This is a genomic window from Clostridium sp. YIM B02500, assembly GCF_022324665.1.
GTDB classification, from domain to species: Bacteria; Bacillota; Clostridia; order Clostridiales; family Clostridiaceae; genus Clostridium; species Clostridium beijerinckii.
Genome location: NZ_JAKGTE010000058.1, coordinates 1 through 17,559, shown reverse-complemented (window position 1 = coordinate 17,559; position 17,559 = coordinate 1). Strand labels below are relative to the sequence as shown.

Here is a 17,559-nt window from a genome sequence, read left to right as displayed (position 1 = left end):
TAACATGGTTAAATCATTAGTTTATGCTAGAAATTACTATTCATAAGTTTAATTCTTGAATTGGATATCTATAAAGCTAAATCTGAGTAGAAGTTTTAAAAGCGGTAAGAAAATATAATATGTGAAACAGATATCTGTGTATTTTCCTTTTTTAAGAGTTATTATATTCTATTAGTATTATTGACATCACATGGTAAAAGGTGTAATAGTAATATGTGTAGGGAGGAATGGCAATGAATAAAGTGAAAAAGTTGTCCTTAGTAATCTTAACTATCCTGTCAATACAAATTACTAATTCTACTATGGCTAATGCATATTGGAAACAAAACAGTCAAGGATGGCAATTTACTAAAGGAGAAGCTTACTCAGTTGGATGGGATAAAATTGATGGTAACTGGTATTATTTTGATAGTGATGGAATAATGGAAACAGGATGGATTAATGATAATAATAAATGGTATTATCTAAATGATAGTGGAGCTTGGGAAGAATCTAAGACTACTACTGTTGTTCCAAATGATATTCAGGTTATGTATGATATAATTAATATTTATAATGATTCTGGAACTATTAAATATGAGAATAAGGGATTCATTAATCAAATAGGATTAAGTGATAAGAGTTTATATAAATTCTCTGCAGAAGACCAAGTTGGAAACAATATTAGTGAATATTACTATGATTCTTCTAATGGAAATGTATATAAAATAAAACAAGGAATTACAACACTGCTTAATTCTAATATTACTATAAATAACACTAATACTCAGATTTCAACGATTGAAGCTGTAGAGAAAGTAAAAGATTATCTTCTAGCGAATGGAAAATATGTTCCAAGTAAAGTTGAGTATGATCATGATGAGTCTAACTCTTATGTAATTCATTGCTATGATACAACAGGAGAATACGTAACAACTGGCGGATGGTATTATGTAGATAAATTTACTGGAAATGTGACATCAATGTTTTAGAGCTATAAAATAAGAATGATCCAACGTAGAAAGTTAGGTTATTCTTATTTTATATTCATTATAATTTTTTTACATAGAGATCATGTTGACTGAAAATTATATTGTCATATATTTTAAAATGGATAAACATAAGAAGTGTCAGGAGTAGGATCTTTTTCTATATTCTCAACAGCTATAACTGGATCTATTCCATCTTCAGAAGTATTAATTTTGATTTTACCCTTTATTTTTACCCAAGTACCATTATCATATGAACCTGAATCACTGCTAGAACATTCAATTCCTGCAACTTGAAGATCAGCAGCACAACACACCATCATAAATCGTGCAATTATAAATTGATTTTCTTTTAAATCTTTATCCCTATATACAAATCCTGAAATTTCTATTTCCTTTCCTTCATATTTTTTAGGGTTTCCTAAAATCTCATCAAGAGAAGATACAAAGTTATTAATGTTTACTTCTATAATATCATTCACAATATTTAGCTGAATTTTATCTACTTGACCTTGCCCATCACTTTCGGATTTTCCACTATACAATTCATATGTTGAGTTAAGGGAAGGCAAGCTGTTAGTTGAATTATTGGAAGAGCTGTTAGTAGATGATGATTCGTTAAGCTTTCCATTTGTATCAATTCCTTTAGTGGCAGAATTTGCGCTACTACTTTGCATAAAAAGTATCATAATCAAAGGAAAAATAAAGATAAAGTGATTCTTAATTTTAAATTTTTTTCTATTATTATAAAAGACATCTGAAATCAAAAATAAGGTAATTATGAACATTGAAATCATTCCAAAGATTGCAAAGGGTATAATTCTTGGATGTACATATGTGAGAATTTCATTACTTACAATAATTTTTAAATAGAATATTGAAAATCCTAATAGTATTAATATTTTTGCAACTACTTCCGCATTAATTTTTTTCATATTTTCATCTCCATATCAAATTAAAGAGTATCTTAAGATAAAATATATTGCCTAAGATAAGAGGATATTCTAAAATTGCTATATTCTTATATTCTTATATTCTTATATTCTTATATTCTTATATTCTTATATTCTTATATGGCATGGGTCTGTGGACTTAGGTTAATATTATGGACACATTTTTTACTAATATATTGAATCTAGGTCAATGATCTGCACACATCTTCTATTGAATATATACTATTAACTAAAATTCTTCTCATTGCTTAGCAATCCATAGAGTCGTGAATTCATTAGTGGTTATATATATCTAATTCAAGAATTGGACTTATTAGATGAACATATTTACAAAGTTGCTAAAACTTTAAGCTCATATCTTCACTAGAAATCATAAATATATTTGTGGAGAAAACATTTGAAAATGAGCTGTTAAAGGTTCTTAGCTGTAGGTTGTTCCATTTTAGCTTGTCAAACTGAAAGTTGGAGCATGCTAAAGTGGATACAACCTGCTGCTTAGAGCCTTCAGCGATATTTTCATAGCTTTTCGGAATCAAAATATTTATGATTTCGGTAAGTTATAACATAAATCTAGTCTTAAAGTTGGATATCTATAGCCTAAGGTTAATAAGAATACTAAATGATACTACAATAATAAAAAATATTAGCTTTATGGCAAATTTTCTTTTGAAGTTTCCAAAAATCATAATCGTATTTTTTATATCAAGCATAGGGCCAACAACTAGAAAGCCCATTACAGAGTTAACTGAGAACTGTTTTAAAAATCCTTTAGCAATGAATGCATCTGATGTTGAACAAACTGAAAGCACAAAAGACAATAATATCATTGCAATTAAGGGGCTTATATTACCGCTCAAAATTGGAATGTTGGTACCGGCAGATACTATATTTTGAAAAATGCTAGATAAAAATGTACCAATGATCATAAATTTTCCTATATTAAAAAATTCATCGCCAGTATGAATAAATACTGCTCTGATTTTTTCAAATTTATTTCTTGAATAATCATAGTCATCATTACAAAAACCGCACTCGCAACTTAATCCGTCATTATCAATACGTAATATATCATCATCTTTCCTAGTTATAAAATGCATAATTAAACCAACTAGAATAGAGATTATTATGCCTGCAACGACTCTATAAATTACAACTGCCTTCATACCTTGAAAGGCATATACTGTTGAAATTATAGCTATTGGATTTACTATTGGAGCAGATAACATGAAAGTAATACTAGCAGCTATAGGAACTTTTTTCTTTATAAGTCCCTTAACAACAGGAATAGTTCCACAATCACATATTGGGAAGAGTAAGCCCGCAAGAGCTGCAATAACACATGACAAGAATATATTCCTTGGAAAAAATTTAATAAATGTATCCTTTGGGATACAAATTTGTATTATTGCAGATACAAAACTTCCAACTAAGATAAATGGGATACCTTGAATCAATATGCTAATGAATACAGTATAAAAATTTTTAAACTTGTCCAAATAGAATGAATATCCATTACTATCAGTAATAGATAATGCAGCAAAACACGTAAATGACAATATTAGAAGGCTCATATAAAACATAGTTTTAATTGCAGAAAAACTATGACTACTAATTTCTCTATATTCGTCTTGATGGATTTCTTTAATATTTAATGAAGGCGCATGCTCTAATAAGTTAGCAGTTTCATTAATTCTTTTTATTTGATTCTGAATATTTAAGAAGTCTTTTTTGTTGATATTATTTATATTGTTTAATATTATTGTCTTGCTATTATAAATTTGAGTACTTAACATGCTTTTCATATTTCTGAAATAAATGAAGAACTTTTTTGTATCAATTAAGGTTACGATGTCGTCAATTCTGCATAACTTTCTTAAATTTTTATTATTGAACATATTAATTATAGAGTTAGAATTTTTCATACCATTAACTTCAATAAATATTCTATGGGGAGAATATATTTCTAAAATTTTGTTTATATACTTTTCATTAATTTCTTCATTAGAAGTATTTTCGATGTTTATAATATTCATATTTTCATTTGAATTTATAAATTCACTCTTTATTTTGCTTTGTCCAAATTCATCTTGGATGACAACAATAGTTTCATTTTGTAAATCGCAATTTTTAATCATAGAATTTATAAAGTTAGTTTTTCCAGATTGTAAGAACCCTAGTATTATTTCTATTTTCGTTTTCATATAAATCTCCTTGTTGCAATGTATTTACATTTAAATGTATTATATTACCATATATGTAAACAAACAAGAATAATATTGCGATAATTTTTGGCATTATTTTTATATTTGAAATTAATAAGATGAGTGTGAATATTGTAGAGGTCTAGATAATACTCTTTTTATGGGAGCAATAGATTTTAATAAAAAGATTAAAAATAGTTAAGCTATATAAATAGAGAAGGAAAGTCGACTCACTTCGTCACTGAGTAATTTCAATTGACCCAATTATATATTATAATTGGGTTATCTATATAGAATACCTCATTGAAAATTTGATTTATACGTTACAGTACTAGAAAGCAGAAATATTTTTATGCAGCAGGCATTTGAAAATGAGATGTTAAACTTAGATTTATACTATGAAATATATCCCAACTAGAAACTGGAACAAAAGTATGTTATTCATTTCGGCGAGTTATATGCATAAGTTCAGATCTTAGTTGGGTTATCCATAAAAGGGAAGGGAGAGGCATGAAATGAAATACAATACGTTATTATTTGATGTTGATAATACATTACTTGATTTCGACGCAAATGAAGGAGAATCGTTTAAGAGTTTAATTAGAGATAAGGGTGAGATATATTCAGAAGAATTGTATGAAGTTTATAAAAAAATTAATCAAGGCATGTGGGCTGATATTGAACTAGGAAAGATTAAAGTAGAGGAAGTATTAAATATAAGATTCTCTAAGTTAATGTCTAAGTATGGGAAGAGTATAGACGGTGGAGAGTGGGAGAAGACCTATAGATTGTATTTAAATCAAGGAGTGCAGTTAATGCCAGATGCCCATGAGGTTTTGAGTAAACTGCATGAAAAGTATACTTTATATATTGTTACTAATGGAATTGCGAGGACACAGTATTCAAGAATAAATGGCGCTGGAATTTCACAGTACTTTAAAGACTGTTTTATATCAGAAGATATAGGCGCTAATAAGCCGGCAATTGAATTTTTTAACTACGTCAAAGATCATATTAAGGGGTTCAATGAGGCAGAAACATTAATTATTGGAGATTCTATCACGTCAGATATTAAGGGAGGAAATATCGCTGGAATTGATACTTGTTGGCTTTGCAAGGAGGGAACAGTAAATGAATCATCAATATCTCCTAACTATGAAATACATTCGTTAAAGGAATTACTTCAAATACTATGATGATAAGAATAATAACTTTGAATTTTATTAATTGGTTTGATTTGGGATGATTAAATTAAATTTATAGGTTATAATGCTATTAAAAGTAACTATGATATCTAACAAATAAAAGAATTTAAGTCAATTATTAGAGGAAATATATATTAGTAAATAAGCAAAAACTAAAAATAAATTGAGTTTAGTTAAATATATTTGAGTATTTACTGATAAGGTTACTAAAGAGATATCAATAGTAAAAGGGAGGAATTAATATGAAATTAGGAATTGTTGGAGCTGGGATGATAGTAAAGGATTTTCTTTCAATTAGTCATCTTTTGCAAGATATAGAATTAGAGGCTATTTGCGGAACGCCAAGAAGTGAAGATACTTTGAATGAATTGAAAGATAAGTATGGGATTAAGAAGGTTTTTTGTGATTATGATGAACTACTAAATAGTGAGTTAGATATAATTTATATTGGTGTGCCAAATAATTTACATTTTGAATTTGCTAAAAAAGCATTAGAGGCTGATAAAAATGTTATAGTTGAAAAGCCATTTACATCAACATATAAGGAATCATTAATTTTAAGTGATTTAGCTAGGAAAAAGAAATTATTCCTATTTGAGGCTATAACTAATCAATATTTCCCAAACTACAAAAAGATAAAAGAGCTGCTTCCGACTTTAGGAAATATAAAGATTGTTCAGTGTAATTATTCTCAATACTCTAGCAGATATGACAGCTTTAAAGAGGGGAAAGTATTGCCTGCTTTTGATCCTAAATTCTCTGGTGGCGCATTAATGGATTTAAATATTTATAATATTCATTATGTAGTAGGTTTGTTTGGTAAACCAGAAAATGTTGAGTATTATCCAAATATTGAGAGGGGAATAGATACATCAGGTGTATTAATCTTAGATTATGGAAAATTTAAATGTGTTTGTGTTGGTGCAAAAGATTGTAAGGCACCTATAGCAAATAATATTCAAGGAGATAAAGGCTGCATATATCAAGATACTCCTGCCAATGTTTGTAAGAAATTTGAATTACTTATGAATGATGGAACTAGCTCAGAAGTAAATGAAAATAATTATGAGCACCGTATGGTTAATGAGTTCATTGAATTTTCAGATGCTGTTAAAAATAATGATTTAGAAAGATGTTATAAAATGCTAGATCATAGCTTGATAGTTAGTGAAGTTCAAACAATTGCTAGGCATAAAGGTGGAGTAATATTCCCAGTAGATGATTTTACAGAAACAGAAAGTTAATTTGAATTTTATAATAGGGTAGCACAGCAGCTTATGTATCAGGCATACTAATCTTAGACAAATGTATGCCTGATTTTTATCCGATAGTAATATGGTCAGCAGCTGCATTATTAGATACTGATTTTTTTATGAAATTAATCTATTTATATAATCTAGATCTAAGCTATTATCAATGATTTTATACTCTTTATTTGAGTTATCATAGTCATTAATAATATTAATATATTCTTTCCCTTGTATGATAATCTCGGTAGTGATCTTGCTTTTATCATAAATGAAAATATGAATAGCGCCCTTTGTTTTATCCGTTGTACTACCATAATGTCGAACTAATTTTATGTTGGAAACATTAGCTAAGATTTCATTAATTTTATCCTTATCTTTAATTGATTTATCTTGTCTCGAAAGCGTACTTCTAATCTCTATTTGTTCAATATTTTCTTTGTTATAATTATTTAATAAAAAACTATTCAAAGTTCCAGGTTTATGATATAAGTAATATCCTGTTCCTAAAGCTAATATTAATAAAATTGAAAAAAGCAATATTGAAAATTTCTTTTTATTTCTCATAAATAATAACTCCTAACATACAAGTTATGTAAACCAAATTATACCATAATATTAAACTGAATTATATTTCAAAATAGGTTTGTATATAAATTTTGTTTTTTAAAGTAACTTTTATTGACTGCTAGTACTACATGGAAATGTGGGTGATAAGTATCATGAATTGAGATAATTTATATTATTGGCATAGCTATGGAATTATTAATCTTGATGCACAAATGAATTATAAACTAATACAATGAAAGTGAGTTAATTATTTGTAGGAGAATCAATAATATTTTATGGAAGACAATAATAATCAAATGAGTAATAATGATCAGATGAACAATGATGATCAGTTACAGATAGCAATTCAGGGGGTAAAAAAAGCAATTCAAGGAGAAAGAGAAGATGAATTGTTTTATGATTACCTTATTAGTGAAGCGCCAACAAATGAAGAGAAAGAAATAATATCATCTATTAGAGATGATGAACGCAGACATAATATGTTGTTTAGAAGGATCTATGAAGATTTTACAGGTGATATGGATGCTACAATGGAGAGTGAAGAAGAAAATTTTGAAGTCCCTGAATCATATTTAGAAGGTATTAAGAAAGCTTTATTTGGAGAGCTAGCAGCAGTAGAAAGATATAGAGCTATTAGGAGAGGACTTCCTGAAGGAGTTTACAGGGATGTATTATTTGATATAATTACAGACGAATTAAAGCATGCTTCAAAATACAATTATCTATTTACATTAAATAGTATTGGAAATAATGAATCTATGAATAGAAGCTTAATGAGACAAGATACAGTTGTTACAGAGAATATAGATAACACAAATGATCTTACTCCAGATGATTGGGTTAGCTATATTGCTCCACTAGTTAATCGAGCTTTAACAGAATCAAAAGAAGGGGTCAATTCTGAACATTTGTATCAAGAATTTATATTATCAGGTGTACTTGTTGGCTTAGGAAAGAATCCTAATGAAGCCATGGAACAGATTGAAGAGTGGCGAAAATCAGGAGCTTCAAAGAAATTAGCTATGAGCAAAATGAGCAGATATTTTAATGATTTAGATAACATTTAAATATTTTTTAATACCACAACATTCATGAGTGTTGTGGTATTTTATTAAGAAATATTCATGATAAGCAACTATTAAGAGTCATATTCATAATATAAATTATTAATAAATTCTTTGGAGAAAGATATGTTTGATATAGGTCCATACAGAACAATGATGAGAGCATTAGAAAAAGCTACTGCATATAGAAGAGACGGGATAATTTATATATTTGTGACAGGTGAGATGCCAACGCCATGCGATGAAGTTAAAATAGTTGGTACGTATCCAGGCGATATTGTGCATATAAAAGATCCAGGCGTAGCAGAACTTTTTATTAAAATGGGGCGTAAGCCTGAAGAAGAAGGGGAGTATTGCATTCCTATAGTGATGCCATTTTTTATTGAGGAAGAGATAGAAGATTCGAATCATGATGAAGTAGCAATTTATGTGAATGACAATTTGTATAAAAGGATAGAGATAGAAGAGTGGAATGAGACATTTGCGCGCGTGACAAAGGAGTAAATGTTATACATTTACAGTATAGTAATTTAGATTTTTATTGTTTTGTAATTGTGAAAGAATCTATATACCACAATATTCGGGTATGTAGCTAGATTTGTGTACAACAAATCTACTACATTCTTTTTTTGTTTCATGGTAGATTTGAAATAGTATACTTTAAAATAACAAGGGAGGATTCTAAAGGAAATTTCACTCTCAAATTGTCCATAGCCCATTTTCAATTGTTACTAATCAAGATATTATCTTCTTGATTGTATAAGCACATTTCTAGGTAAGGGATACGTTGATGGTGTTATTGAAGCAGATGAAGTATTATTTGCTGAAAGTTTTAAAGGCACAAAACCTTTAATATGCTAAGACGCTCTCGTAAAAGAGGTAAACATAAGGAAGGATTATATCACATTCAACTTATTAATGCTCTCCATAGCAATTAAAAAAAAATGGATGAACAGGTTCAATGGTGTTGCAACAAAATACCTAAGTAACTATGTTAAGTGGTTCAAATGGCTTCAAATATTTGATACAGATAAAGAGATAATAAAGGCTAAAAACTTTATAGTTCAAAGTAATGTAGCACAGTCATATTGCAAAGTAAGAGATTTAAAAAATAGAAAGCCAATGTATGTATGGCATATGTGGTATTTTGTAAATTATGTTACAATAAGTATTATAAAAAAACTATAATCAAGTAAGCAATAGCAATTAATTAAGAGCATTATTTAAAAAGGAGGTTCGTTAATGAAGATTATTAGTAAAACTAATGGTATTAATTTTGGAGTTTCAAGTGAATTTAAAAGCGAATATCTTGCACCAATAATACAAAATTTACTGTTTAAAGCGGAAAATGAGTGGGATGATTATAATGAAGTTTATCATTGTTGTAAATTAATTGAGAATGTAAAAAGCAATGAAAATATAAATATGGACTTTCATATTATGAAGAAAGACGAAAAATATTTAGGTGTTGCTCTTGTTAGTAGTGGCATTCTTGATTATAAGACGTTTTTTAAAGAACCTATACATATAAATGAAGAGGATAAAGACATTTTGATATTCAACTATTTTCATATAGCTCAAGAAGGCAGAGGAAATGGAGAAATGTGGTTGAAGAATATAATACAATATTATAAATCTAAACATTATAAAGCAATTTATTTAAAATCAAGTCATCCCAAGGTATTTTCTATGTATAATCGTTTGGGGATAGAAGTAGGAGAATATTCAAGTTATAGTGATAATAATTTATTTCATAGGAAAGGAAAAATATTTAAAATTACACTTTAAAGACATATATATAAATATTTCATAATTTTCATATATATTAAGTATTGTAGGTGGGAAATCCCACTTATAATTTTTATAGGCTATATTTCAACATTATATTAAAGCATAGCCTATTTTTAAGATAATTCTAGACTTCTACTCTACATATTTAATTAAAGCTTCTCTTTCTAGTATTATTACCTTTTTGTATTTTAGTTTAATATATCCTAGTTTGCTAAAGTAGTTTAATATCTTGGTGGTTGTAACTCTATTTAGACCAATACAAGAAGCAATTTCTTCATGAGAATAAGGAATGCAATCTTCGCTTATATTTTTATCTTTATTAGGAACAGCTGTCTGCTGCAATAAAAAATTAGCTACTTTTTCATAACGATTATAAAAGTAAGCTTGGTTAAGCAGACTTGAAAGATGATTACATGTATTTGAAAGCAACTGAAAAAGCAGAATCATTAATTCTTTTGATTGAGTTAAGTAAGGATACAGATCTTCTAATGAACAAGAAATCAATTCAACATCATTAACCGCGCTTACTGTAGTAGGCTGTTTTGAGCTTTGAACGAAAGATGATTCGCCAAATATTCTGCCTTTTTCAACTATTTCTATTGTAATTTCACTGCCATCTTTTGAAGAAGAATACACTCTTACTCGACCATTTTTTATCAAGTATAAATGGGTTGCGTTATCATCTTGCATATAGATAATATCATTCTTATTGTATGTTAATGATTTTCCAACTTTTTCAAAATAATAATATAATTCTTCTGGAATTTTTATTTTATCCAAATTTTTCACCTTCTTTTATGAGATTGTAACATAGATTACATTTTTGTTTCAAGTATTATGGTATTCTGTGTCTTGGGGTGATAACATGAAAGGAAAAATCAATAGTTTAATTTACATTCTTCTAGGAAATATATTAATAGCTTTTGCTATTAGCACATTAATATTAGAGAATAATATTATTGTTGGTGGAGTTACAGGATTAGGAAGAGTGATAAATCATTTTACTGGGGCAAGCTTGACAATAGTTGTGTACATTATAAGCATTGCATTATTTTTATCGGCATTATTTTTTTTAGGAAAGAAATTTGCTTTATCTACTTTAGTATCAACATTTTTATTTCCTATTCTTTTGGACTTTTTTGAAAAGCATGAAAATTTGCATCATTATTGCAATGATATATTATTATCATGTGTCCTTGCAGGATGCTTAATAGGAATAGGAGCAGGACTTATATTAAAAGCAAATGCATCATCTGGTGGAATTGATATTATAGGGATTATAATAAATAAAAAATTTAATACTCCAGTTCATATCACTTTAAATGTAATTGATTTGTGCATCTTAACTTTGCAAATTACATTTTCAAGTGTTACTAATGTATTGTATGGCCTGGTTGTTGTATTTTTAACTTATTTTATGTTGAATAAGACTCTAACTTTTGGAAAAGAAATGATACAAGTAGTTATTATGAGCGATCATTATGATGAAATAAAAAAGGCTATTATCTCAGAGGCAGATACAGGAGTAACTTTATTGCATGCAGAAAAAGGATACTCAAAAGTTGAAGCTAAAGCTATCAGCACAGTTATTCCAGCTGAAAAGCTGCAAAAAGTAAAAAATATTGTTAATAAAATTGATTATAGCGCTTTTATAACAGTATCAGACGTTAGGGAAGTTGGGGGAAGAGGATATACTCTAAATCGTGCATATGACAATTTAGATGTGTCTACAACGTAATTAATAAAAAATGATTAATAATAGAAATTTAAATGCTCAAGGTTAGATATTTATATATATATTTTGCCTTGAGTATTTTTTCATATATAAAATATATTCTATAGGAATTTTGCTATAAATACTGTATTATAATAATGCTATTTTAAATAAGTTGCAGAAACTATGTTAAGATATAAAAGTTAATATATTTAAAAGAGAGAGGATCATATATGGATAAAGATGAAACATTAGTTAACGATAAATTTGAAGGTCTAACTGCACATGAAATTTGGGAAAAGTTATACAATAAAGAACTTGGCTCTAAAAAAAGTATCTTAGAATACATTGATCTAACAAAGGTATTAAAAAAGGGAAATGCAAGTGAGGAACAGATTACAGATACATATAATTATATTTATACTAAAATTGATAATTTAAAGGATGCTATAAAGCCTAATACAATAATGTATTTAAAGAATAGTTTAAAATCACAGCTTGGTAAGTATGTTAAAGAAAAAGATCCCAAGCCAATAAATCATTTTATAGAATTTTTTAAAGCTGCATATCCCGAAAATAGTAGAAGAAAAGATTTTACATGGGTGCTAATGGATGTAAATAGCATATCAGAGGAACAGGCATGGACTACTTTAACTTATATTAATAGAGAGTGCCTAAGTAATTATATGACACTAAGTTCTGCTCAGAAAAAAGACATAATAGAAGTAATTAAAAAATTGATTGCTAAAGGAAATGTTAAATTTATAAATAATATGAAAAGTCTTAAGCAATTCACTGATATTTTAGGAATAAATATCATAAATGATGGTAAAGGATTCAAAGTAAAACATAAGATTATCTAAAGTTATCTAATACAAGCTATCTGTACTACTTTTGTTAATATTTTTATAGATTATAATTTATCATACTGGTTAATATATTACTGCAAACAAAATATTAATTAAGGGAGGTAGATGTATATGTCATCAAATAATAGTGGAAGAAACAGAACATTAGTACCAGAAGCAAAACAAGGATTAAACAGATTAAAAACTGAGGTTGCTTCAGAAGTAGGATTACATGATTACGAAAATCAAGATAAAGGAAATTTATCTTCAAGACAAAATGGATACGTTGGCGGATACATGGTTAAACACATGATTGAAAGCTACGAACAAGGTTTAAAGTAATTAGTAACATAGAATAATAGAAAACCATTTCTTCGCAATATAATAACTATCCCCTTGCGGTTAAAAAGCCAGCAGAGCAATATAACATTGTTATATTTGTTCTGTTGGCTTTTTATAATATTTAAAGACATATACGCTAAATGATTATATGGATATCAAAATCTAAAACTAGATTTATGTGCTGACTTACAGAAATCATAAATATTTTGATTCCGAAAAGCTATGAAAATATCGCTGAAGGTTCTAAGCAGCAGGTTGTATCCAATTTAGCATGCTCCAACTTTCAGTTTGACAAGCTAAATTGGAACAACCTACAGCTAAGAACCTTTAACAGCTCATTTTCAAATGTTTTCTCCACAAATATATTTATGATTTCTAGTGAAAAGATGAACTTAAAGTTTTTTCAACTTTCTAAATATGTTTATCTAATGAGCATATTTAATTAACTATATATCCGATTTAAGAATTTGACATATACATCAGGTTAGACGATAGATAATGTTTATCTATAAACTATGCAAAATAAATGAAAAGAGGTTATAATTAGTAATATAATAAATGCATTAATTTCAATAAATCATATTTGCCTGCGACTCTTTATAAAATATGGAGAATTAAGATAAGATTTATTGCTAAGGAAGTATGCAGAAAATTATTAAGCCGTGGAAGTGAGAGTATTGGATCATGTTATAGAATTGTTTAATCATTATGGATATATAGCAGTGCTTATAAGTTTAGCGTTAGAATTAATAGCATTTCCTTTGCCTGGTGAGGCACTAATGACTTATTGTGGATATGTTGTTTATATGAATAAAATGAGTTATCTGCTCAGCATTATAGTGGCTACAAGTGGGGCTATAATAGGCATTACTATATCATATCTCATTGGCAGGGCATTAGAAATAAAATTAATTGAGAAATATGGATGCTATATTAATCTAGATAAAAATAGGATGGATAAGATTTCAACATGGTATCAAAAATATGGTGGTATATTGTTGATTGTAGCATATTTTATTCCAGGAATAAGGCATATTACAGGCTACTTTTCTGGCATGACTAAGGTATCATATAAGAAGTTTGCGATTAGTGCATATTTAGGTGCATTAATATGGACTACTACATTTATATCTTTGGGAAGGGTTCTTGGAGCAAACTGGAATAAATATAATGAAATATCAAAATGGTATCTATTAATAGCAGTTTTAATCGCTATATTACTAATACTTCTTTATATAAGCTACAAGGAAAAAATAAATGTATTTTCTAAATTTCTAAAAGAAGAGTTTTGCAAAATACTTTATTCAATGCTTAAAGTAAAGGTATTGGTTACTGGATTAGCAGTTTTATTTTTGATATTTATAGTTGTTATGATAGGATTTATTTAAGATTAGTAAGTTAAGATTTGATAGAGAGTAAAAAATAAAATATATTCGCCAGTGATTTTGCTTGTCTTAAAGAATTGATTATTTAAGTTAAATTGGTGAAGATTACTCTTGTGGATGTAGAGTATGAGATGAAATTTATAAAAAAGGATGATGCAAATGAATATTACATATGTTGAACATAGCTGTTTTTCAGTTGAACTTGATAAAGTAGTTTTGATATTTGATTATTTTAAAGGTCAGCTTCCAGATTTTGATCCAGAAAAGACAATATACGTGTTTTCAAGTCATAATCACCATGACCATTTTAATATAGATATTTTTCAGTTATTAAATAAATATCCAAATGTTGTGTATATTTTTTCAAAAGATATCAAAAAGAAATTTGGTAGAAAATTTTTTAATACTCATGGCGTTGATGATGAGGTTTATGAAAAAATAGAATTTATAGATATTAATAAAACTCTTGAAATATCAGATTTGAAAATAGAGACATTAAATTCCACAGATGAGGGCGTAGCATTTATTGTAACAGCAGAAGATAAAACAATTTATCATGCTGGGGATCTTAATCTATGGTGGTGGAATGGAAGGGATCAAAAGGACAATGAAAGTGCGAGAGAAAGATTTGAAGAAGAAATTAATAAGATCAAGAGTAGGCATTTTGATGCTGCATTTGTAGTTTTAGACCCTAGGCAAGGAGAAGAATTTTACTTAGGATTTGATTACTTCATGAAAAACACTAATACAGATAAAGTGTTTCCAATGCATTTTTGGGGAGACAGCTCCGTAATAGAACGATTAAAGGAAAGGAAATGTTCAGAAGATTACCGTAATAAAATATTTCTTTAATAAATTAAAAAAGAGTGAGTATTATGTTGTTAAGTTTTTTAACATATAACAAACAACAATTGGCACTCTTTTTTGCTTATTATATTTAGATATCTTGGACTACTTTAATAAATATAGATACATTGTTATTCAACTTTTTTAAATGGGATAACATTATTCTTTTTAGGCATATCTGTGAAATTATCATCTTCGATTTCCTTTTCAGTAAAACTTAAATCAAGATCTTTATTTAGTAGTTTAATAAATGATATAATCCTTTCTCTACGAGTTTGAAATAGCATTTTGTTCATTAAAATTCTCCTTTTCACAAAAATTAATATGAAAATAGCTTGCCCTCAAATGAATAAAATATTCAAAATTAGGCACAACAATTCTATAATTTTAAAAATATATAATTTAATAAAAATTAGCCCCTTAATTAATAAGGGGCTAGTAAAAGAGAAGAATAATGGCCGGGGGTGCAATTTAATAAGTTTGAATGTTGTATCAAGAGTAGTCTATGAAACATTGCAATATATATTCAAGTTATAATTAGTAAAAATAGAGGTTTTTAGGATATATTGCTTTAATTTATTAATGAGTAATTATGAACGGTTATTTTTAAGATATAAGCTAGCTTTTCTTTTTCATATTATATTAAGAATTGGTTAAATGTAGGAAGCGTGTTATATTAATACTATTTTTTCTAATATTTTTAAAGAGTATAAGTGTCAGTTAAGGTTAATATATTAGTGTCAAAACAAGTTGAAATAAGCCAGTAGGAAATACAAGCAAACCCTTCTTATATAACACTTTCAGTAATATATCCTACGGGTTTATCTAATAAAATTATGCAAAAATTCTTAAAGATATTAACAAATAAAGGAGAATTAATTATGGATTCTATAAACAAAATAGATAGGCAAATTTATGAGATGGAACAAAACCTTCTAAATATAATAAAGGAAAAAGTTGATTTGTTCGATCCTGAGGTAATTGTTGCAAGTCAACAATTAGATTCTATTTTGGACGAGTATAGCCATTTAATTCAATTAAGCTAGATTAGAAATCCAGATAAAAGAGAGTTCTTTAAAGAGGAGCTCTTTTTTTGTGATATAGATAAACAACATTAAATTTAGATTTATGATATAATCCACCGAAAGTAGAAACATTGTTATTTCACAGGACTATGAAAGTTTCGCTGAAAGCGCTAAAATGAAGGTTTCACCATTAATGCTTGCTCCCAATTTCATTGTGACAAGCATTAATGGAACAACCTACAATTAAGAGATTTTAACAGCTCATTTTCAATGCCTGCTGCATAAAAGTGTTTCTACTTTCTAGTATTGTATTTATTGTAAAGTATAAATGAAGTTCTTAAATTGTTTATCCATATAGACAAGCTTTTACTTATACCTTTGATTTACATGAGTTAGCTTGCTTTATATGTCAATTTCTTAGCTTGGATATATATATAAATATAGATAACACAATCATAAACTATACTTGAACTATGAAGTATTTTCCAACCAGAAATGAGTAACATACTTTTGTGGAATGTTTCGTTGGTAATTTTGATGGCTGTGATTCTTTGGCTACAAGTTGTTCCAAATGTGCTAGTTCAAAGCTTGTTCTTTGAGGCTAGCACTTTGGGTGCAACTTCATAGCTTTGGAATCACCCAGCAGAATTACCTAGAAACTGGAACAAAAGTATGTTATTCATTTCGGTGAGGCATACCCATAAGTTCAGGTATTAGTTGGTTTATCAATAGAAATTGATTTTATTTTTGGGCAATTATTCCGTAGAAGTCTTCACCGATATCTATAGTTGATATGGTTGAAAAATTAAGTTCATCTAATAGTTTTATTAGATCCATCCTGTCTAATCTACGTTCAATAGGCGGTCCAAAATCACTATCAATTTTTTCCCATTCAAGTATAGCAATTTTCCCTTCTGGGCATATTATTCTTTTTATTTCATTTAAAAATCTCTCTTTTTCTTCGACTTCATGAATTATATTACTTGCAAAAGCAAATGTGACCGAATTGCTTTCTAATTTTAAGTAATTTTCATCTGTTGAAATAGTCTCAACATTTGATATGTTATTTTCAATTATTTTTTCTTCAACGTCTTGCAGCATTTCATCTGATATATCAAGTGCTAATATTTTACCGTTTTTTCCTACAATTTTAGAGGCGGGAATAGTAAAATATCCAATGCCGCATCCTATATCAGCCATTACATCTCCAGTCTGCAGATCAAGATTTATAAGTGTCTGTTCAGGTGGCAATATTTTTCTTCTCTTTTCATTTTCTATCTTGAGCGTGTCTTTTGCATCTAGTTTTTGTGTCATCATTTAAAAATACACCTCCTTGTATAATCTAGCTATAACATTTGATAGAAAACTAAATACATTTCTAACGAACATTACAACTTAAA

19 protein-coding genes and 1 pseudogene are annotated in these 17,559 nt (G+C 28.0%); 14 read left to right on the top strand and 6 right to left on the bottom strand.

The window, feature by feature from the left end; genetic code table 11:
• Positions 1 to 233: 233 nt before the first annotated feature.
• The gene (locus tag L1S46_RS25525) at positions 234 to 971 is read left to right on the top strand and encodes a cell wall-binding protein (RefSeq protein WP_023973848.1); all 738 of its coding nucleotides are present in this window, start codon (positions 234 to 236) and stop codon (positions 969 to 971) included.
• Positions 972 to 1,084: 113 nt separating this feature from the next.
• On the opposite strand, the gene L1S46_RS25520 is transcribed toward L1S46_RS25525, so the two are convergent.
• The gene (locus L1S46_RS25520) at positions 1,085 to 1,903 is read right to left on the bottom strand and encodes a TIGR03943 family protein (protein ID WP_238901338.1); all 819 of its coding nucleotides are present in this window, start codon (positions 1,901 to 1,903) and stop codon (positions 1,085 to 1,087) included.
• A 608-nt stretch (positions 1,904 to 2,511) separates the two neighbouring features.
• Positions 2,512 to 4,122 carry a permease gene (locus L1S46_RS25515; RefSeq protein ID WP_238901337.1) on the bottom strand — a complete coding sequence of 537 codons (1,611 nt, stop codon included), beginning with the start codon at positions 4,120 to 4,122 and terminating at the stop codon, positions 2,512 to 2,514.
• 515 nt (positions 4,123 to 4,637) lie between these two features.
• Between L1S46_RS25515 and L1S46_RS25510 the strand changes: the two genes are divergently transcribed.
• Together L1S46_RS25510 and L1S46_RS25505 are read left to right on the top strand one after the other, a co-directional pair.
• A complete protein-coding gene (locus L1S46_RS25510; protein ID WP_238901336.1) occupies positions 4,638 to 5,318 on the top strand; it encodes a YjjG family noncanonical pyrimidine nucleotidase in 681 nt (226 codons plus the stop codon).
• 251 nt (positions 5,319 to 5,569) lie between these two features.
• A complete protein-coding gene (locus L1S46_RS25505; RefSeq protein ID WP_238901335.1) occupies positions 5,570 to 6,571 on the top strand; it encodes a Gfo/Idh/MocA family oxidoreductase in 1,002 nt (333 codons plus the stop codon).
• A gap of 126 nt (positions 6,572 to 6,697) precedes the next feature.
• Here L1S46_RS25505 and L1S46_RS25500 read toward each other — a convergent pair whose 3' ends face one another.
• The gene (locus L1S46_RS25500) at positions 6,698 to 7,141 is read right to left on the bottom strand and encodes a hypothetical protein (protein ID WP_238859421.1); all 444 of its coding nucleotides are present in this window, start codon (positions 7,139 to 7,141) and stop codon (positions 6,698 to 6,700) included.
• A 278-nt stretch (positions 7,142 to 7,419) separates the two neighbouring features.
• Between L1S46_RS25500 and L1S46_RS25495 the strand changes: the two genes are divergently transcribed.
• From L1S46_RS25495 to L1S46_RS25480, 4 genes and pseudogenes are all read left to right on the top strand, one after another.
• On the top strand, positions 7,420 to 8,211 hold the full coding sequence (locus L1S46_RS25495) for a ferritin-like domain-containing protein (protein WP_238901334.1): 792 nt from the start codon (positions 7,420 to 7,422) through the stop codon (positions 8,209 to 8,211).
• Between the two features lie 123 nt (positions 8,212 to 8,334).
• Positions 8,335 to 8,712: a hypothetical protein gene (locus L1S46_RS25490; RefSeq protein ID WP_238859425.1), complete on the top strand. Its 378-nt coding sequence runs from the start codon at positions 8,335 to 8,337 to the stop codon at positions 8,710 to 8,712.
• A gap of 234 nt (positions 8,713 to 8,946) precedes the next feature.
• Positions 8,947 to 9,396 (top strand): annotated as a pseudogene (locus tag L1S46_RS25485) (hypothetical protein); the annotation flags it as partial.
• Positions 9,397 to 9,450: 54 nt separating this feature from the next.
• A complete protein-coding gene (locus L1S46_RS25480; RefSeq protein WP_238901333.1) occupies positions 9,451 to 9,996 on the top strand; it encodes a hypothetical protein in 546 nt (181 codons plus the stop codon).
• 135 nt (positions 9,997 to 10,131) lie between these two features.
• On the opposite strand, the gene L1S46_RS25475 is transcribed toward L1S46_RS25480, so the two are convergent.
• Positions 10,132 to 10,788, bottom strand: coding sequence for a Crp/Fnr family transcriptional regulator (locus L1S46_RS25475; RefSeq protein WP_238901332.1), 657 nt, complete (start codon positions 10,786 to 10,788; stop codon positions 10,132 to 10,134).
• A gap of 76 nt (positions 10,789 to 10,864) precedes the next feature.
• Between L1S46_RS25475 and L1S46_RS25470 the strand changes: the two genes are divergently transcribed.
• The 5 genes from L1S46_RS25470 (at position 10,865) to L1S46_RS25450 (ending at position 15,140) form a co-directional block, all read left to right on the top strand.
• Positions 10,865 to 11,737, top strand: coding sequence for a YitT family protein (locus tag L1S46_RS25470; RefSeq protein WP_023973838.1), 873 nt, complete (start codon positions 10,865 to 10,867; stop codon positions 11,735 to 11,737).
• A gap of 209 nt (positions 11,738 to 11,946) precedes the next feature.
• The gene (locus L1S46_RS25465; protein ID WP_238901331.1) at positions 11,947 to 12,576 is read left to right on the top strand and encodes a hypothetical protein; all 630 of its coding nucleotides are present in this window, start codon (positions 11,947 to 11,949) and stop codon (positions 12,574 to 12,576) included.
• 117 nt (positions 12,577 to 12,693) lie between these two features.
• Positions 12,694 to 12,903 (top strand): alpha/beta-type small acid-soluble spore protein, encoded by a 210-nt coding sequence (locus L1S46_RS25460; protein WP_012059430.1) that lies wholly within the window; start codon positions 12,694 to 12,696, stop codon positions 12,901 to 12,903.
• Positions 12,904 to 13,580: 677 nt separating this feature from the next.
• On the top strand, positions 13,581 to 14,291 hold the full coding sequence (locus L1S46_RS25455) for a DedA family protein (protein ID WP_238901330.1): 711 nt from the start codon (positions 13,581 to 13,583) through the stop codon (positions 14,289 to 14,291).
• Positions 14,292 to 14,447: 156 nt separating this feature from the next.
• The gene (locus L1S46_RS25450) at positions 14,448 to 15,140 is read left to right on the top strand and encodes an MBL fold metallo-hydrolase (protein ID WP_238859439.1); all 693 of its coding nucleotides are present in this window, start codon (positions 14,448 to 14,450) and stop codon (positions 15,138 to 15,140) included.
• A 125-nt stretch (positions 15,141 to 15,265) separates the two neighbouring features.
• Here the strand turns inward: L1S46_RS25450 and L1S46_RS25445 are convergent, their stop codons facing one another.
• Entirely contained in the window at positions 15,266 to 15,430 is a 165-nt protein-coding gene (locus L1S46_RS25445) for a hypothetical protein (RefSeq protein WP_023973835.1), read from the bottom strand.
• A gap of 585 nt (positions 15,431 to 16,015) precedes the next feature.
• On the opposite strand from L1S46_RS25445, the gene L1S46_RS25440 reads away from it, so the two are divergent.
• Both L1S46_RS25440 and L1S46_RS26460 read left to right on the top strand, forming a co-directional pair.
• A complete protein-coding gene (locus tag L1S46_RS25440) occupies positions 16,016 to 16,180 on the top strand; it encodes an aspartyl-phosphate phosphatase Spo0E family protein (protein ID WP_012059427.1) in 165 nt (54 codons plus the stop codon).
• Positions 16,181 to 16,654: 474 nt separating this feature from the next.
• Entirely contained in the window at positions 16,655 to 16,786 is a 132-nt protein-coding gene (locus L1S46_RS26460; RefSeq protein ID WP_275297112.1) for a hypothetical protein, read from the top strand.
• A 114-nt stretch (positions 16,787 to 16,900) separates the two neighbouring features.
• On the opposite strand, the gene L1S46_RS25435 is transcribed toward L1S46_RS26460, so the two are convergent.
• Positions 16,901 to 17,476, bottom strand: coding sequence for a methyltransferase domain-containing protein (locus L1S46_RS25435; RefSeq protein WP_238901329.1), 576 nt, complete (start codon positions 17,474 to 17,476; stop codon positions 16,901 to 16,903).
• Positions 17,477 to 17,559: the final 83 nt, after the last annotated feature.

Bases quoted from the DNA above. Each gene is read 5' to 3' on its own strand.
- L1S46_RS25525 (WP_023973848.1), top strand. From the start codon at position 234: ATGAATAAAGTGAAAAAGTTGTCCTTAGTAATCTTAACTATCCTGTCA.
- L1S46_RS25520 (WP_238901338.1), bottom strand. From the start codon at position 1,903: ATGAAAAAAATTAATGCGGAAGTAGTTGCAAAAATATTAATACTATTA.
- L1S46_RS25515 (WP_238901337.1), bottom strand. From the start codon at position 4,122: ATGAAAACGAAAATAGAAATAATACTAGGGTTCTTACAATCTGGAAAA.
- L1S46_RS25510 (WP_238901336.1), top strand. From the start codon at position 4,638: ATGAAATACAATACGTTATTATTTGATGTTGATAATACATTACTTGAT.
- L1S46_RS25505 (WP_238901335.1), top strand. From the start codon at position 5,570: ATGAAATTAGGAATTGTTGGAGCTGGGATGATAGTAAAGGATTTTCTT.
- L1S46_RS25500 (WP_238859421.1), bottom strand. From the start codon at position 7,141: ATGAGAAATAAAAAGAAATTTTCAATATTGCTTTTTTCAATTTTATTA.
- L1S46_RS25495 (WP_238901334.1), top strand. From the start codon at position 7,420: ATGGAAGACAATAATAATCAAATGAGTAATAATGATCAGATGAACAAT.
- L1S46_RS25490 (WP_238859425.1), top strand. From the start codon at position 8,335: ATGTTTGATATAGGTCCATACAGAACAATGATGAGAGCATTAGAAAAA.
- L1S46_RS25480 (WP_238901333.1), top strand. From the start codon at position 9,451: ATGAAGATTATTAGTAAAACTAATGGTATTAATTTTGGAGTTTCAAGT.
- L1S46_RS25470 (WP_023973838.1), top strand. From the start codon at position 10,865: ATGAAAGGAAAAATCAATAGTTTAATTTACATTCTTCTAGGAAATATA.
- L1S46_RS25465 (WP_238901331.1), top strand. From the start codon at position 11,947: ATGGATAAAGATGAAACATTAGTTAACGATAAATTTGAAGGTCTAACT.
- L1S46_RS25460 (WP_012059430.1), top strand. From the start codon at position 12,694: ATGTCATCAAATAATAGTGGAAGAAACAGAACATTAGTACCAGAAGCA.
- L1S46_RS25450 (WP_238859439.1), top strand. From the start codon at position 14,448: ATGAATATTACATATGTTGAACATAGCTGTTTTTCAGTTGAACTTGAT.
- L1S46_RS25445 (WP_023973835.1), bottom strand. From the start codon at position 15,430: ATGAACAAAATGCTATTTCAAACTCGTAGAGAAAGGATTATATCATTT.
- L1S46_RS25440 (WP_012059427.1), top strand. From the start codon at position 16,016: ATGGATTCTATAAACAAAATAGATAGGCAAATTTATGAGATGGAACAA.
- L1S46_RS26460 (WP_275297112.1), top strand. From the start codon at position 16,655: ATGAGTAACATACTTTTGTGGAATGTTTCGTTGGTAATTTTGATGGCT.
- L1S46_RS25435 (WP_238901329.1), bottom strand. From the start codon at position 17,476: ATGATGACACAAAAACTAGATGCAAAAGACACGCTCAAGATAGAAAAT.